The following is a 15,212-nucleotide window of genomic DNA, read 5'->3' as shown; positions in this document are numbered from 1 at the left end:
TTGCGGTATAATTTTTGACGCAGCATCGCGGCGCATTTCGCGTTAAGATCACGCTGGCAAAGGGTTGGTATTTGAAGGAAGCGCATTCCATGGCAGCACAATCGGAAACCGGTGTCATTAGGTTGCACCCCTCGGACAATGTCGCGGTGGCGGCCCGCCCGCTGGCGGCGGGAACCGATCTGGGCGGCGGGCTGATTTCGGCCGCCATTCCGTTTGGCCACAAGGTGGCGCTTGGTGCCATCGGCGCGGGCGAACCGGTGCGCAAATATGGTCAGGTGATTGGCGTGGCCACGGTGGATATTGCCGCCGGGGCCCATGTCCATGTGCAGAATCTGGCGGTATCGGATGAACGGCTGCGGGCCGGAACCATCGTGCCTTATCAGGCCGACGAGCCCCCGCGTTTCTTTGAAGGCTATCTGCGGGCCGATGGCCGGGTCGGCACCCGCAATTACGTCGCCATCCTGACCAATGTGAATTGTTCGGCCACGGTGGCACGCCAGATCGCGGCCCGTGCCAATGCCGAGCTGCTGCCGCGCTTTGCCGGTATCGATGGTTTTGTGCCGATCGTTCATCAAAGCGGTTGCGGCATGCAGTCGGGCGGGCCGTGGTACGATCTTCTGGTGCGCACCTTGTGGGGCACGGCCAACAATCCGAACTTTGCCGCCGTGCTGCTGGTGGGGCTGGGCTGCGAGATTCCGCAGATTGCCCGGCTGGTCAAAGATTTCGATATCAAGACCGGAACCCGCTTTCAGGCCTATACCATTCAGGATGTCGGCGGCACCCGTAAGGCGGTCGAAGAAGGGCTGAAGCGGCTGGAACTGATGTGTCCCGAAGCGGCGGCGGCCACACGCACGTCACAACCGGCCTCGGCTTTAAGCGTCGGTTTGCAGTGCGGCGCGTCGGATGCCTGGTCGGGCATCACCGCCAACCCGGCGCTGGGTAATGCCAGTGACCGGCTGGCGGCGCTGGGCGGCACGGTGATCCTGTCCGAAACGCCGGAAATTTATGGTGCCGAGCATCTGCTGACCGGGCGCGCCATCCGCCCCGACATCGCCGATACCCTGAACGCCCGCATAAAATGGTGGGAGGAATATACCGCCCAGAACAAGATGGAGATGAACAATAACCCCTCGCCGGGCAACAAGGCGGGTGGCATCACCACCATTTTGGAAAAGTCGCTGGGCGCGGTGGCCAAGGCGGGCACCAGTCCGCTGAACCAGGTGGTGCAATATGCCGAACCGATCACCGCCCACGGGCTGGTTTTCATGGACAGCCCCGGCTTTGACCCCTGTTCTGCCACCGGTCAGGTCGCGTCGGGGGCCAATCTGATTGTCTTTACCACCGGGCGCGGTTCGGCCTTTGGCTATAAGCCGACGCCGTCGATCAAGCTCGCCTCCAATACGCCGATGTATGACAAGCTGATCGAGGATATGGATTACAATTGCGGCCCGATTGCCGATGGCACCACGACGATTGCCGAGGCCGGGGCGGGCATTTTGGATCTGATGCTGAAGGTGGCGTCCGGCCAGAAGACCAAAAGCGAGGAACTGGGGTACGGCGATGCCGAATTCGTTCCCTGGCACATTGGCGCGGTGATGTAGTTCCGGATGGTCGGGCTATTTGTTGTCTTTCCACACCTTGCGGCAGGACAGCGCCACCAGCCCGGCGAACCAGATCAGAAAGGCGAGGACCTCCAGCCCGATGCGGTGGCGCATTTCCAGCGCCGGGTCCGACGCCCAGGCCAGAAAGTTGGTCACATCGCGGGCTTCCTGCGCCGTCGTCGCTTTGGTGCCGTCGCCAAAGGTTACGGTATCGTCGGCCAGCGGTGGCACCATGGCGATGGCCCGTCCGGCGAAATAGGGATTGTAGCTCATACCCTGCGCCATCTGGAAACCATGCGGGGCATCGCGATAACCGGTCAGCAGGGCATAGATGTAATCCGCCCCGCCAGCGCGGGCTTTGACGATCAGCGACAGATCCTGCGGCAGCATCCCGTTGTTGGCGGCGCGTGCCGCCTGATCGTTGGCAAAGGGCGACGGAATGGCATCGGTCACCTTGGCGGTGCGGGTCAGCGGCGCACCGGCATCGTCGGTGGTTTCGCCCTTGTCATTCGGCCCGGCGGGCAGCTGGAACGAAGCCATGATGTTGTGTAACGCCGCTGCATCAAAGCCGGGGCCGCTTGCGGCGGCAAGGTCGCCGAAGCGCACGAAGTTCATGCCATGGCAGGCGGCGCAAACCTCGCGATAGACCTGAAAACCGCGTTGCAGACTGGCCCGGTCATAGCGGCCGAAGGGCCCGTCGAACGACCATTTTTGCGGCGGTGGTTTCAGCGCCGTGGTATCGGCCCCGGCCGATGCAAAAGGCAGCACCAGACCAAGGGCCAGCACGCCCGCTTTGAGCAGTAAATAGCGGCTCATGGCGTGGTCTCCAGCACAGGTCTGGCGATCGATACCGGCACCGGCAAGGTCTTTTCGATCTTGCTCAAAACCGGCATCACCACCCAGAAAAAGGCGAAATAATACAGCGTGGCCAGCCGCCCGAGCCAGATCAGCGGCAGCGGCAGTGCGCCCAGCTGCAACACGCCGTCAGCCGGTTCCGAACCGACATAACCCAGAATGATTCCGCTGGCGACCAAGCCCCAGAAGAACAGCTTCATCAGCGGGCGGAAACGGCAGGACCGCACCTTGCCGTAATCAAGCCAGGGGGCGAACAGCGGGCTGACAAAGGCGCCGAACAGCACGATCACGCCCATCAGCTTGAACGGAATGGCGCGCAGCATGGCGTAATAGGGGCGTAGGTACCATTCCGGTGTCAGCTCGGCCGGGGTGACCAGCGGATTGGCCGGTATGGCATTATCCGGGCTGGCAAAGGCGTCCGGGGCATAGAAGGCAAACACAGCATAGACGATCAGGAACAGAACAACCGCCACCGCGTCCCGCAAGGTGAAGAAGGGATGAAAGGGCAGCGTGTCGCCCGGCCCCTTGGTGTCGATACCGACGGGGTTGTTGTTGCCCACCATATGCAGCGCCCAGATGTGCAGCGCCACCAGCGCCAGAATGATAAAAGGCAGCACGAAATGCAGGGTGTAGAAACGGGTCAGTGTCGGCGCGCCGACGGCATAGCCACCCCACAGCCAGTGAGTAATCGCCTCGCCCACCAGCGGCAGTGAACCGAAGACCGATGTGATGACGGTGGCCGCCCAGTAAGACATCTGGCCCCACGGCAGCACATAGCCGAGGAAGGCGGTGGCGACCATTACGATATAAATCAGTACACCGATGATCCAGACGATTTCGCGCGGCGCCTTGTGCGAGCCGTAATAAATTCCGCGCAACAGATGGACATAAAGCGCAAAGAAAATCGCTGTCGCCCCGGTGGCGTGCATCGATCGCAGCAGCCAGCCGTAATTGACATCGCGCGTGATGGCCTCGACCGAGGCAAAGGCTTTGGTGGCATCGGGGATGTAGTGCATCGCCAGCACAAGGCCGGTGACGATCTGTAAGACAACAAAGACCGATAAAATAGCGCCGAAAGTGTACCAGATATTGAGGTTGCGTGGCGTTGGAAACGCGATGAACTGGTCATGCACCACCCGCGGCAGCGGCAGGCGGCTGTCAAAGAAACGGCCGAGCGCGGTTTTCGGCTGATAGGACGGTCCTTCAGACATGTCAGCCCACCTTGATCTTGTTGTCCGTGAGGAAGTGATAGGGCGGTACGAACAGATTTTCCACTGCCGGTCCGGTCCGCACGCGCCCGGCGGTGTCGAACTGGGAACCATGGCAATGGCAGAGCCAGCCGCCAAACTTCCCCTGTGGGCTTTGTGGCAGGCTGGGCACCGGGGTACAGCCCAGATGCGGGCAGACGCCGGTTACCACCAGCCATTCGGGATGAAGGACGCGGTTGGCATCGGTCGCCGGGGCATCTTCGGCCAGATTGGCATTACGCGCCTTGGGGTCGATCAGCGCATCAAGCGGCACGGCGCGGGCTTCGGCGATTTCTTTTGGCGTGCGGTGGCGGATGGCCAGCGGATGGCCGCGCCAGGAATAAACCGCCTGCATACCCGGCGCGATGGCGGAAAGGTCAATTTCTTCCGATGCCTCGGCCAGCACCGCGCTGGACGGATTCATCTGATCGAGAAAGGGCCATACCGCGACACCCGCCCCCACCACGCCCGAGGCGGCGGTGGCAATGTACAAAAAGTCGCGTCTGCTGGAGGTCGGTTTATCCGTCACGAAGGTGCCTTGCTGCATCTGACCGCTGCACCATACTGAATGGCACGGTCGGTTTCCCGAAAAAAATCGCGCAGGCCGCACAGATGTGATGGGGATACCCACGCCTGCGCGCCGAAATGGCACGGTAAGGGGGATTTTTCAAGCCGGGCGCAGTAATGGGGCGCTTTGGGTGCGAAAGGCGGCTTCGCCCAGATGGGCGGCGGCATGGCGCACAATGTGACCACAGGCTTCGGCATCGTAGCCAGCGCGATGGTGGCGACCCAGCTCGATATCGAGCGCGCCGCAAACATCGGGCAGCTTGGTGGGATAGATGTTCCACACCGCGCGCGCCAGTTTGACGGTGCACAAAAAGGGCTGTGACGGCGGGCGCCGGTCATAGCGGGCTGCGGTGGTGCGCAGCACGCGGGCGTCAAAGGCGGCATTATGGGCGGCCAGAAACTCGGCCCCGGCGATGAAATCCTCAATCTCCGGCAGCAAAGCGCCAAAGTCGGGCGCATCCTTGACCATGTTCCAGTCGATGCCGTGCAGATAGGTGAAGCGGAACTCCGGCGTTGGCGGGCGGATATACCAGGATTGTTGCGCCACCAGTGCGCCATCCTCAAACCGCGCCAGACCAATTTCGCAGGCACTGTCGGCGGCGGTATTGGCGGTTTCAAAATCAAGCGCAACAAAACACAGCATGGCGTACCCGGATAATGGCGGCAGGGCGTTCTTTAAGCCAACTTTCCCGTCAGTGCCAATATTGGGGCCAATATCAGGGAATTTGCACGATACCCTGCTGTTGTAACGGGGCCGGAATATCGCCCGCGCCCGCCGCCGACCAATAGTCGATGAGCCGGGTTTGCTTCAGGCAACGCGTCGCCATCGACCGGCTGACGATGTAGGCACGGATCTTCTCCACCGGGGTTTGTGGCAGGCGTTTGGCCAGTGTGGCGCTATTCGTCAGGCTGTCGGGGTGCAGCCACTCGGGGCAGCTAAGCCAGCGCCGGGAAAAATCATCCTGTTCCTTGTCGATGGCCCAGACTTCCGGCTCGCTCGGCGACAGGGCAACGGCCTTACCGGGATGCTGGCGCTCATAGGCGGTTTGCAGGGCTTTCATCTTGTCGATCAATCGTTCGGCGTCGAAAGCGCCGTGCACGATGAGAAAGGACTGCGGCAGCACCGTCAGCCGTGCCGCCGTCGGCACGATATAGGTGGCGCACGTGCCGGTGCAGCGCTGATCGACGATCAGATGGCCAATCCGCCCGGCATAGCGGTCGGCCAGCTTCAGCGTGGTGGCGGCATCGCCACCCGGTGAGGTGATGCGCAGCTCGGCAATGGTCTGCTCATGCGCGCCGTCCAGACAGGCGGCCAGCGCTTCGGTGGTGCCGTGGAAAATGACTTTACCGGGGGCGGGATAGGCGCAAAAGGGTTGGCCCGGCGGCGGTTCGGGAAGCTGTTCAGCCTGTATGGCTGTGGACCCCAGCAAGAGTATCAGCGCAATAGCGACACGGTGCATGGTTGTCATGATTGCACTTCCTTATATCTGTCCTCAGGGCAGCAAGACCCCGTGATTTGCACGTAATTTCTTCTCGGTTCTTTGGCTTCGTGGCGGAATCCAGTATGCCAGAATTCTCGTATGCTTCAGGCACCGTTGGGCCATGGTGGACGAAACAAAGAACACACTGATGGTATCGTGGCTGACAGGAAAGCCAAGATTTAGTTGTGAGGGGGGCAGCACGTTCGGGTGCAGCCATTCAGGGCACGACAGCCGCCGTTTTTCGAAGGCTTTCTGATCGGCTTCAATCGCCCGTGCTTCATCTGCTGTCGGGCTAAAATGGTAAGTATTCTTGGGATGCTCTTTGTGGAGCTGTACCGCAAGCTTTTTCTGGTCATCAATAATTGTCTGTGCCGAATATGAGCCATGTAAAACGACATAGGCATTGTCCGGTACGGTGATCGTGTCGGCGATGGGCAGAATATAATTGGCGCAGGACGAGGCGCACCAGCCTTGCACCACCACATGCCCGATCCGCCCTTCATACCGCCGGGCTAAAGCCAGTGTTTGGGCGGCATCACCACCATCAGACGTAATGTTCAGGGTGTGGATGATGCGACCCGGAGCGCCGTCGAGACACGCAGCCAAACCTGCCGATGTCTGCCCGTTATATGTGACACTACCTCCAGATGAGTAATGACAAATGGATGATGGTGGCAAATCTGCAGAGGCCGCTACAGGGGATGCATCTCCTGTTGAACCCACTGTAACCGATGCAAAAAGCAGACTGACTGCAAACACGGCAATTCGGATCATTTTTCTTTCTGCAAGGCTGCTGTTGCCACGTCAAAAATTCAACAACCCTGTGTGTTCGCCGTCAAGCACATCAGACGATGTTACTTTGCCAGCGTGTTTTCGTACTGCTGGCGGGCAAGGGCAAAAATCCGCTCAAACACCAGCGCGGTTCCGGCCGCAAATATCGCAATGGCATCCCCGGCAGTGGTTTGAAATGTGATATCTACGGCGTGTTTGTTCCCGACCGGGTGCCAGCTTTCCAGCGCATGGATTGGCAACTGCAAGGCAATCCGCAGGACAGTATATGCCGCAAGAGATGCTGCAATCAGCCGGATCAGCCGAATGGCGTGGACGGAGAAAAAATTACCGGCGCTGAACCGTAGAAACAGACGGGCCAGTGCAACAAAGGTGCTGGTCAGTGCCAGTGCCGGAAACAGCGAAAGTGCCAGTGCACCAAGGCGCTGCAGCAGCGGGATGCGGGCCAGCGCCCCGTCACAATCGGCGTATGTCAGGCAGATGTTGATCGATGTGTTGGGGATGTTCAGCGTCGGCATCAGATAATGCGTCACCACATCCGCCGGGGCTGACAGCGCGGCGATAACCGCGATCAGTGCCATGATGCAGCATAGCCGCGCAAAGGCATCTTGCTGCCGTGTGACCCCGATGCCCGATTGGGTTTCCGCGGCCAGATCGTCGAAACCGTCGTTCATGATGCCCCCTCATTTTTAACAGCGTAAGCGTTCTTATGCCGGGGGGCCGGTAATGCAATGCGGTACTTTTGACCGCATGCGCCATACAAAAACGGCGCCGCGTGAAGATCACCTTCGGCGCCGTTTTCGTAAAATGCGTAAGCCGGATCTTATTCCGGGGCGACGGTGAGCTGGATACCGTCCAGTTCTTCCGAGCAGGTCATCTGGCACGACAGCCGCGAATTGGGCTGCACGCCGAGGGCCATATCCAGCATGTTGACTTCGTCTTCTGTCGGTTCGGGCAGTTTTTCAAACCAGCCATCTTCGACATAGACATGGCAGGTTGCGCAGGCGCAGGCCCCGCCGCATTCAGCGGCAATATCCAGGCCGCCATCGCGCAGGATTTCCATGATCGTCCAGCCGTCACGGCCTTCCAGCTCGTGCGCGTTACCTTCGCGATCCTTGGCGTAAATCTTCATTCTTCCTCTCCACCAAAATCTGGTCTGCCATGCTGGCAGGGTGTGGCGTCGGGCATTAACGCCCGGCTGTCAGCCTTGGCCCAGCTTCTTATGCAAATTCGATGACGATGTCGTGTACTGAAAGCGCAGCTTGTCGTCCGGCTTGCAGATATGGAACGCCGCCTGTGCCATCAGGGCCGCTTCATGGAAGCCCGACAGGATCAGCTTCAGCTTGCCGGGATAGGTGCAGATGTCGCCGATGGCGAAAATGCCCGGGGTGCCGCTTTCGAATTTGGCGGTATCGACCGGGATCAGATTGTCGGTCAGCGACAGGCCGAAATCGGCCAGCGGGCCCAGCTTCATGGTCAGACCGAAGAACGGAATGAAGGCATCGGCCTCCATCTGCCAGGTTTTCTGATCGGTTCCGGCCAGCGTTGCGGTTTTGATCTGGCCACCTTCGCCTTCCAGCGCCTTGACCGAGGCCACGTGGAAATCGATTTTACCTTCGGCGACCAGCGCGCGCATCTTATCGACGCTGTGCTGGGCGGCGCGGAACCCATCGCGGTGATGGACCAGGGTCAGCTTTTCGGCAATCGGGGCCAGATTGATCGCCCAGTCGAGGGCGGAATCGCCGCCGCCGGCGATCAGGATCTTTTTGGCGCGGAAATCGTCCATCTTGCGCACGGCATAGAAGACCGATTTGCCTTCGAAATTCTCGATACCGGGCACCGGCGGGCGCTTGGGCATGAAGCTGCCACCACCGGCGGCCACCACCACCACGGGGGCGATGATTTCGGTGCCGGCATCGGTGGCGAGCTTCCAGCGACCATCATCCCGTTTGGTCAGCGCGGTGGCCATTTCGCCGAAATGGAAAACCGGCGCAAACGGCTTGATCTGGGCCAGAAGATTGTCGGTCAGTTCCTGCCCTTTGACCGAGGGCAGGCCGGGAATGTCATAGATCGGTTTTTCAGGATACAGCTCGGTACACTGGCCACCGGCGCGGTCGAGAATATCGACCAGATGCGCGTTCAGGCCCAGAAGCCCCAGTTCGAAGACGGCAAACAGGCCGGACGGCCCGGCCCCGATAATGACAACGTCGGTTTCAAAGCTACTCACGGTAATGATTGACCTCTTGCTATGCGTCCGAAACGGCCACTCGTTTAACGATTGTCTGCGACAAGATGGCAGACATGGCCATGATCGCACGGCATTTGCAAGTCCATTCGCCTACCTTGGGGCAAGGAAATAAAAATCGTGACGCGCTATGGTGTCAGATGGGTGGCAGCCAGCCGTTGGTAAAGGGCGACAGCCCGAACAGTTGTGCGTGAAAATATAACAATATCAATAATATGGCTAATGAGGCGGCAAACCGTGTGTCGAAAATTTCCCTAAAAGAAAAGCGGTTTTTGCCCGTCACGATGGCGGCGAACGGCAGGTTGGAACTGGTGGCGGTAAGGCTTTGCCAGCGCTCATGCCCCAACCGCTGGCGGGCGCGGGCATCGATGGAACGGGTGCCCGCCAAAGGCAGGATCAGGAAGGTGGCAAACAGGATGGTCGAGGCCAGATCGCCTGCCCCGATCAGGTGGAATGCGGCCCAGACCGCTGCGCCCCACAAAAAGGGATGGCGGGTGATTCGCTGCACGCCGTAAAGGCTGGCGCCCTCCTGCCCGGCGGATGTCGGGTTGGCCATCAGAAAGCCCGGAAAGCCAAGCAGAAACGCGATCCCCACCACCGGCAGGGCAAGATTCCGCCAGGTCTGACTGGGGTCGAATAAAAGCAGGTTTTCCGCGCTGCCATAGACCGCGCCATAGGCCCGGCAGATCCAGATCATCAGCGCCAGTGCGGCAAGCGCAAACAGCCCGCGATAGGGGTTAAAGCCGATGCGGGTAACGATTATTCCGCGCAACGCCGTTCCGGCAATGCCCAGATGCAGCAGCAGAAAAAGCCCACAGGCCAGCATCAGTTGCGTCATTTTCATCCGTCCCCGGCGTAATGTTGGGCCTGAGCCACCCGATTGCTGCATCGCGTTGTGGCAAATCGCAAGCGCTAGCCATAATTGACAGGTATAATGACAATATTCTGTGGTTGAAACCGGTTTTGGACTGGTAAATCAGTCTTTTTCGGATAGTGTTTTTATCCAGAGAAGCCTAACGCGAAGGTCGCCTATGACCGCCCCGGTTTCCGTGAACGACGCCAATAACGAACCGATCCGTCTGCCTACGGCGGATCTGTCCGGCCCTGTGCCTGACCGCGATGGCGGCCCCTATGGCGACGATGGGCCTGCCAAACCGCATGCCAAAATTGCGGCCCTGCTGGCGGCTGTGGTGCTGTCCAGCCTGTGGGCCAGCGGTGTTGGCGCCTATCTGATGGGCTATTTCGGTGCGCGCGGTCCGGCGGGGCTGGATGCCCAGCAATGGGCGATCTTCGCCATTGTCACCATTGTGCCGCCCCTGCTGTTCATGGCGGTGGCCTGGGTGCTGATCCGTGGTCAGGCCATGGGCGAGGCGGCCGAAGCCTTCGCCGTTGCCACCGAACAATTGTTTGCCGCGGATGAAACCGCCTCGCGGACCGCCACCCGTATCGGCAAGGCGGTGCGGCGCGAGCTGGATGCGCTGAACAGCGGGCTGGATACCGCCTTCAGTCGTATGCAGGCGATGCAGGATCAGCTTGAAAATCAGATCAGTGCCATTGATGCGGCGGGCTTACGGCTGGATGCCCATGGCGAAAGTCTGGCCGGGCGGCTGGCTGGCGAACGCGACCGCATTGATGCCGGGATGAACGCGCTGTCCGATGCGTCGGCCCGGGTCAGCGAAAAGCTGGCTGGCCGGGTGGGCGAGCTTAAAGGCACCATTGATGCGGCGGAAAAGACTCTGAAGTCGGCGGGCGAAGCGCTGGAAGTTCAGTCGGCCAAATTCAGCAAGGCGGCGGGCACGGCGGCCGAAGCGCCCCATGCCGTGGCGGTCGAACTCGACAAACAGGTCAAACGCATTGAATCGGTCGCCGATGCCGCCATGGCGCGGGCCGAATTTGTGCTGGGTCGTCAGGAACGCCATCGCGTGGCGATGAACGAAACCCTGCAGCGGCTCAAAGAAGATGGGCTGTCCTTTGAAACCGCGATTACCGCCGAACGTGAGGCGATGGAGCGGATGCTCGCCACCCTTGATGGCGAGGCGCAGAAATTTGCCGGGCTGGCGGGCGAATCCGAACGGCGGCTCGATAGCATCATGGGCGCGGCCTCGACCCGCACCAGCCAGCTGGCGCAGACCTTTGTCCGCGAAGCCGCCGGCCTCAAAGAGGTGGGCGAGGCTACCGCCGAAGCTTTGGCGCTGATGGTGGGCGAATTGCACAAGGCCGGCCTCGGGGCGCAGGCTCTGATTACCGAAGCTTCCGGTCAGGCCAAGGCCAGCGCCAGTGCGCTGGTGACCGGCGCGTTGTCCGAATGTGGCAAGCTGTTGCAAACCGCCGATGCGCTGGCCGCCGAAAGCCGGGTCTTGCGCACGGCAATGGCCGATGCGGTCGAGGAGGTCCAGCGCCATACCGTCAGCCTGCCCGCTCTGGCCCAGACCGAGGTGCAGAAGGTTCGCGATGTCGTCCGTCAGGAAAGCGAAGCCATGCTGACCCTGTCGGCCGAGGTGTTGGCAACCCTGCACAGCCGCGCCACACCGATGGCTCCGCCGAAACCGGAAAAAGCCCTGCCCCATGAGGAGGCCGAGGCTGGACTGGGCTTCTTCCGCCGCCGTCTTGGCGTTAGCAAACACAAGACCGGAACGGAAAAAGTGTGGGCCCCCGGGGTTGAGTCGGAAAAAAACTGGCAGATCAGCACCCTGCTCGCCGCGGCCGAAGGGCCGACCCGGCCCAAACAGGCCCCGGCCTCGGCGCTACAGATTTTGCAGGCCACCTTAACCGAGATGGCGGTCGATCTGGACGCCATCGCGTCGGATAACGGGCCGCAGCTGGCCGAGTGGCGCAAATTCCTTGCCGGTGATCGGGGCGTTTTCGCCCGCAAACTGGCGTCGGCGATTGATGGCGAAACGGTCCACCGTATCGCCATGCTGTATCGGGAAAATGCGGTGTTCCGTGACAGCGCCGATAATTACCTCAAAGAGTTTGAGGCCCTGATGGCCGAGGTGCGTACCAGCGATACCGCCGGGCGGGGCAGTCTGCTGGCGACCTCGTTGTTGTCGGCCGATACCGGCAAGATTTATCTGGCGATTTCCTATGCGCTGGGGCGGCTCTGAAACTTTTGCCTTGGGGCATGAAAAATGGGCGCCGCGGGGTTACCCCCACGACGCCCAAGTTGTCTTGAAGTCTTAGCTCTTCGGGGGAGTCTAATGGCCTTCAAGAATTCGGTTCAGCGCCGCCAGATCCTCGGCCCCGGTTTCAGAGGGCGCTTCCAGCGCGGGCTGTAAGGCGGCAATATCCGGTGCAGTCATCAATTTTTGCAGATCGAAGATCAGGACGAAGCCGTCATCGCGGCGGACGATACCGGCGATATAGCTGAGCCGCCAGCTGTTGCCGACGGTCGGCACCGGTTCGATCTGATCCGTCGACAGGCTGATGACCTCCAGCACGGTGTCGGCCACCAGCCCCAGCGCCAGCGTGTCATGCACCGCCGTCGGGGCCGCTTCCGGATCATCGATTGGAACGTCCACCACCATAATCCGCGTGGCGGCGGTGATCTCGGCCCTGGTCAGCCCCAGCTTGGTGCGCAGATCAATCACCGGGGTCGCCCGCCCGCGCACATCGATCAGCCCGTTGAGATAGGCCGGGCCTTCCGGCACCCGGAAGGCTTCGCGATAGTCCAGTATCTCGCGCACCAGTGCCACGGGAACGGCAAACACCTCCGCCCCCAGACACAGGGTGACATACTGGATTTCATCGCCTTTACGGGTGCTGGTTTCGGCCATTTTAATAGTCCCTGAACTCCGCATCCGCCGCATCCGGCCCACCGCGTTCGAGGCTGCGGGCCGTCGCACGGGCAAGGTCGATGGCGATGCCAGTACCCACGCCCGCGGCGGGGTTGCTTCGTGCCCCGGTTTTCGCTGACGCAGACTTTAGCCCAGATGTGCCCGCCCTGCCAATGCGGGTGGTGCCACGCGTTGCAACCTTAGACGTACCCGACGCCGCGCTGTCGACCTTGAAATAGGCGATGGCGCTTTCCAGCGCTTCGGACTGGCTCGCCAGCTCTTCCGAGGTTGCCGACATCTCCTCAGACGCCGCCGCGTTTTGCTGCGTCACCTTATCGAGCTGCTGGATCGCTTCGTTGATCTGGCTGGCACCAATATCCTGCTCGCGGCAGGCGGCGCTGATCTCGGCCACCAGTTCCGCCGTCTTGCGGATATCCGGCACCAGCTTGCCCAGCATGGCGCCTGCTTCCTGTGCCGACTTGACCGTGTGGCCCGACAGCCCGCCGATTTCGGTTGCGGCCTGCTGCGACCGTTCGGCCAGCTTGCGCACCTCCGAGGCCACCACCGCAAAGCCCTTGCCATGTTCACCGGCGCGGGCCGCTTCCACCGCCGCGTTCAGCGCCAGCAGATCGGTCTGGCGGGCAATCTCCTGCACGATGGTGATCTTCTCGGCGATGGTCTGCATCGCTGCCACCGCCTTGTTGACCGCCTCGCCGCTCAGCTCGGCATCCTTGGCCGACTGTTTCGAGATCTTCTCGGTCTGGGACGCATTGTCGGCATTCTGTTTGATGTTCGCCGCCATCTGTTCCATCGAGGCCGAAGCTTCTTCCGCCGAGGCCGCCTGTTCGGTGGCGCCCTGACTGACCTGTTCCGAGGCCGAGGACAGTTCCTGACTGCCCGACGCCACATTCTCCGACGCCGCAAGCGCATCGCTCACAACAGAACGCAAACGCTCAACCATCGTTTTAAGGGCCAGACCCAGCTGGTCCTTGTCCGAGGCCGGGTGTGGCGCGATCGTCAGATCGCCACCGGCAATCTTATCGGCAATCTCGGCAGATTCACGTAAAGAGGCGATCATGGTCTTGACCGCAATGCCGAGTTTATCTTCTGCGGAGCGCGGTTTTGCTTCGTAAGATAAATCGCCAATGGCAATATTTTCCAGCACGTCGGCCACGTGGCGTTGGCGCTGCAGCACGCCGAGCATCGATTTGCCCAGAACATCTTTGTCCGACAGAACGCGCGGTTCTTTCGACAGATCCCCCACCGCCATACGGTCGGCGACATGTGCAGTTTCTTTCAGATTATCGGTCATATTGTGAACGGAATCGACGACATCTCTGATCTCGTCATTGGCGGCATAGTCGATGCGCTGATCCAGATCGCCAATCGCCACCGCATCGGTCATGTCGCGGATCTGTTTCAGGCCACGGCTGATCGCCATCATGATCCAGACGGAAAGCCCGATGCTGAGCAGCAGCGTGATCAGTGTAATGATGATCAAAGATGTGCGGGTCGACTGATAGGCTTCATTGGCTTCGGTTTTGGCAGCTTCCAGACCACGCTGTGAAATTGCAGCAAGATTTTCTGCCCCCTCGCTGATGGCATAGTTCAGCGTTTTCATCTCGCCGAAGGAAACCTGCATGGCTTCCGGGGTGCGGCCCGACAGCACCAGTGCCCGCATTTTCTTGTCGAGCGGTTTGAACTCTTCCCATTGCTGGCGCAGCGCGGCGATCGGGGCTTTGCCCTGATCCGAGGCAATGGCGCTGATATGGTCGAGCAACTGGTCCATTTTATCGGACTGCTCGCCAAGCTGGCGGTCATAGAGTTGCTGCTGTTCCGGTGTGGTCACCAACAGCAGGGTCTTTTCCTTACGGATGATGCTGTTGAGAGTTTTGTCGATTAACAGCGTGGTTTTGACCCGGTCGGCCCGGACATCAATGACGTTGGTCAGGTCATCAATACTTTTCTGCAGATTGACCAGGCTGAGCAGATTCGACCCCAGCAGCATGACAGCCAGCAGGGTGAAGATCAGGCCAAGTTTCAACTTGATGGTAAGACGCATGTGACTCCCCCATTTTGCGACCCGCGGTATGTTTTTTGCCGCTCACCCGATGCTTTGGGGGCAGCCATTTTCCGCTGCGGTCAAACAGACCAAGCTCGAAGTTATTTATAAGACCGCGTGCAAGGAGGCTTGGCAGGACTTGCTGGCGGCTTTTAAGGCGTCTGCGGATATAGGCAGCGTTACTGCGAAGAAATCTCAAAGTGCACCAGAGATAGTCGGTCGTGCGCCTTTACGTGATTCCATTTATGTATTGTATGAATATTCATTCGTGACTGGGAGTCAACAAAGAATTAATTATGTTTTTTGCGGAAGAAGAAATCGGTTTGTCATATCTTTGACTCATGACGGAAAAAAATAAACGTGCAGTCGTTTTATGCTTGACTCACATCATACCGGGAATCGAATCGGTCAGAATGTTTAATACGACGGTATTACAGATTGTTTCGAATCAATGCTGTGTACGATAAGTATAATTGCACAGTTTGCTGTAAACAGATCAGAAGTCGCAGCTGTGATGTTTTGCCGTTATCATGCCGCGACAGATAAACGCGTGAAATTATATAATCACGCTCAGATGGTTTTGGGGCGAATT

Annotated in this window: 15 protein-coding genes; 3 read left to right on the top strand and 12 right to left on the bottom strand. The window is 59.9% G+C overall.

What is annotated here, in order from left to right:
* Nucleotides 1-89 precede the first annotated feature (89 nt).
* Nucleotides 90-1,601 carry a UxaA family hydrolase gene (locus tag ACZ5RI_RS01700; protein WP_464514384.1) on the top strand — a complete coding sequence of 504 codons (1,512 nt, stop codon included), beginning with the start codon at nt 90-92 and terminating at the stop codon, nt 1,599-1,601.
* 15 nt (nt 1,602-1,616) lie between these two features.
* Here ACZ5RI_RS01700 and ACZ5RI_RS01695 read toward each other — a convergent pair whose 3' ends face one another.
* From ACZ5RI_RS01695 to ACZ5RI_RS01650, 10 genes are all read right to left on the bottom strand, one after another.
* On the bottom strand, nt 1,617-2,417 hold the full coding sequence (locus ACZ5RI_RS01695; protein WP_464514383.1) for a cytochrome c1: 801 nt from the start codon (nt 2,415-2,417) through the stop codon (nt 1,617-1,619).
* Nucleotides 2,414-3,667: a cytochrome b gene (locus tag ACZ5RI_RS01690; RefSeq protein WP_464514382.1), complete on the bottom strand. Its 1,254-nt coding sequence runs from the start codon at nt 3,665-3,667 to the stop codon at nt 2,414-2,416. The genes ACZ5RI_RS01695 and ACZ5RI_RS01690 overlap by 4 nt, the downstream gene beginning before the upstream one ends.
* A gap of 1 nt (nt 3,668) precedes the next feature.
* Nucleotides 3,669-4,250: a ubiquinol-cytochrome c reductase iron-sulfur subunit gene (gene petA / locus ACZ5RI_RS01685; RefSeq protein ID WP_464514381.1), complete on the bottom strand. Its 582-nt coding sequence runs from the start codon at nt 4,248-4,250 to the stop codon at nt 3,669-3,671.
* A 120-nt stretch (nt 4,251-4,370) separates the two neighbouring features.
* Nucleotides 4,371-4,913 carry a 3'-5' exonuclease gene (locus ACZ5RI_RS01680; protein WP_464514380.1) on the bottom strand — a complete coding sequence of 181 codons (543 nt, stop codon included), beginning with the start codon at nt 4,911-4,913 and terminating at the stop codon, nt 4,371-4,373.
* Between the two features lie 73 nt (nt 4,914-4,986).
* Complete coding sequence (locus ACZ5RI_RS01675; protein WP_464514379.1) at nt 4,987-5,739, bottom strand: hypothetical protein; 753 nt, start codon at nt 5,737-5,739, stop codon at nt 4,987-4,989.
* Between the two features lie 24 nt (nt 5,740-5,763).
* Nucleotides 5,764-6,525 (bottom strand): Clp protease/crotonase-like domain-containing protein, encoded by a 762-nt coding sequence (locus tag ACZ5RI_RS01670; protein ID WP_464514378.1) that lies wholly within the window; start codon nt 6,523-6,525, stop codon nt 5,764-5,766.
* An 80-nt stretch (nt 6,526-6,605) separates the two neighbouring features.
* Nucleotides 6,606-7,214, bottom strand: coding sequence for a hypothetical protein (locus ACZ5RI_RS01665; RefSeq protein ID WP_464514377.1), 609 nt, complete (start codon nt 7,212-7,214; stop codon nt 6,606-6,608).
* A 149-nt stretch (nt 7,215-7,363) separates the two neighbouring features.
* The gene (locus ACZ5RI_RS01660; RefSeq protein ID WP_464514376.1) at nt 7,364-7,672 is read right to left on the bottom strand and encodes a 2Fe-2S iron-sulfur cluster-binding protein; all 309 of its coding nucleotides are present in this window, start codon (nt 7,670-7,672) and stop codon (nt 7,364-7,366) included.
* A gap of 69 nt (nt 7,673-7,741) precedes the next feature.
* Nucleotides 7,742-8,773, bottom strand: a complete 1,032-nt coding sequence (locus ACZ5RI_RS01655; RefSeq protein WP_464515523.1) for an NAD(P)/FAD-dependent oxidoreductase — start codon at nt 8,771-8,773, stop codon at nt 7,742-7,744.
* 148 nt (nt 8,774-8,921) lie between these two features.
* Nucleotides 8,922-9,623: an NnrU family protein gene (locus ACZ5RI_RS01650; RefSeq protein WP_464514375.1), complete on the bottom strand. Its 702-nt coding sequence runs from the start codon at nt 9,621-9,623 to the stop codon at nt 8,922-8,924.
* A gap of 193 nt (nt 9,624-9,816) precedes the next feature.
* On the opposite strand from ACZ5RI_RS01650, the gene ACZ5RI_RS01645 reads away from it, so the two are divergent.
* Nucleotides 9,817-11,889, top strand: coding sequence for a hypothetical protein (locus ACZ5RI_RS01645; RefSeq protein WP_464514374.1), 2,073 nt, complete (start codon nt 9,817-9,819; stop codon nt 11,887-11,889).
* Between the two features lie 90 nt (nt 11,890-11,979).
* On the opposite strand, the gene ACZ5RI_RS01640 is transcribed toward ACZ5RI_RS01645, so the two are convergent.
* Both ACZ5RI_RS01640 and ACZ5RI_RS01635 read right to left on the bottom strand, forming a co-directional pair.
* On the bottom strand, nt 11,980-12,558 hold the full coding sequence (locus ACZ5RI_RS01640; protein WP_464514373.1) for a chemotaxis protein CheW: 579 nt from the start codon (nt 12,556-12,558) through the stop codon (nt 11,980-11,982).
* 1 nt (nt 12,559) lies between these two features.
* Nucleotides 12,560-14,620 (bottom strand): HAMP domain-containing methyl-accepting chemotaxis protein, encoded by a 2,061-nt coding sequence (locus ACZ5RI_RS01635; RefSeq protein ID WP_464514372.1) that lies wholly within the window; start codon nt 14,618-14,620, stop codon nt 12,560-12,562.
* A 28-nt stretch (nt 14,621-14,648) separates the two neighbouring features.
* Here ACZ5RI_RS01635 and ACZ5RI_RS01630 point away from each other — a divergent pair, with 28 nt between their 5' ends.
* Nucleotides 14,649-14,978 carry a hypothetical protein gene (locus tag ACZ5RI_RS01630; RefSeq protein ID WP_464514371.1) on the top strand — a complete coding sequence of 110 codons (330 nt, stop codon included), beginning with the start codon at nt 14,649-14,651 and terminating at the stop codon, nt 14,976-14,978.
* Nucleotides 14,979-15,212 lie beyond the last annotated feature (234 nt).

Source organism: Micropepsis pineolensis, assembly GCF_055392125.1.
The sequence above is the reverse complement of the archived record's forward strand: the minus strand, read 5'-3'. Positions and strand labels throughout refer to the sequence as shown.

Coding starts and splice junctions, on each gene's coding strand:
- ACZ5RI_RS01675 (WP_464514379.1), bottom strand. CDS start 5,739: ATGACAACCATGCACCGTGTCGCTATTGCGCTGATACTCTTGCTGGGG.
- ACZ5RI_RS01665 (WP_464514377.1), bottom strand. CDS start 7,214: ATGAACGACGGTTTCGACGATCTGGCCGCGGAAACCCAATCGGGCATC.
- ACZ5RI_RS01650 (WP_464514375.1), bottom strand. CDS start 9,623: ATGACGCAACTGATGCTGGCCTGTGGGCTTTTTCTGCTGCTGCATCTG.
- petA (WP_464514381.1), bottom strand. CDS start 4,250: ATGCAGCAAGGCACCTTCGTGACGGATAAACCGACCTCCAGCAGACGC.
- ACZ5RI_RS01645 (WP_464514374.1), top strand. CDS start 9,817: ATGACCGCCCCGGTTTCCGTGAACGACGCCAATAACGAACCGATCCGT.
- ACZ5RI_RS01630 (WP_464514371.1), top strand. CDS start 14,649: ATGTTTTTTGCCGCTCACCCGATGCTTTGGGGGCAGCCATTTTCCGCT.
- ACZ5RI_RS01660 (WP_464514376.1), bottom strand. CDS start 7,672: ATGAAGATTTACGCCAAGGATCGCGAAGGTAACGCGCACGAGCTGGAA.
- ACZ5RI_RS01700 (WP_464514384.1), top strand. CDS start 90: ATGGCAGCACAATCGGAAACCGGTGTCATTAGGTTGCACCCCTCGGAC.
- ACZ5RI_RS01670 (WP_464514378.1), bottom strand. CDS start 6,525: ATGATCCGAATTGCCGTGTTTGCAGTCAGTCTGCTTTTTGCATCGGTT.
- ACZ5RI_RS01680 (WP_464514380.1), bottom strand. CDS start 4,913: ATGCTGTGTTTTGTTGCGCTTGATTTTGAAACCGCCAATACCGCCGCC.
- ACZ5RI_RS01635 (WP_464514372.1), bottom strand. CDS start 14,620: ATGCGTCTTACCATCAAGTTGAAACTTGGCCTGATCTTCACCCTGCTG.
- ACZ5RI_RS01695 (WP_464514383.1), bottom strand. CDS start 2,417: ATGAGCCGCTATTTACTGCTCAAAGCGGGCGTGCTGGCCCTTGGTCTG.
- ACZ5RI_RS01690 (WP_464514382.1), bottom strand. CDS start 3,667: ATGTCTGAAGGACCGTCCTATCAGCCGAAAACCGCGCTCGGCCGTTTC.
- ACZ5RI_RS01640 (WP_464514373.1), bottom strand. CDS start 12,558: ATGGCCGAAACCAGCACCCGTAAAGGCGATGAAATCCAGTATGTCACC.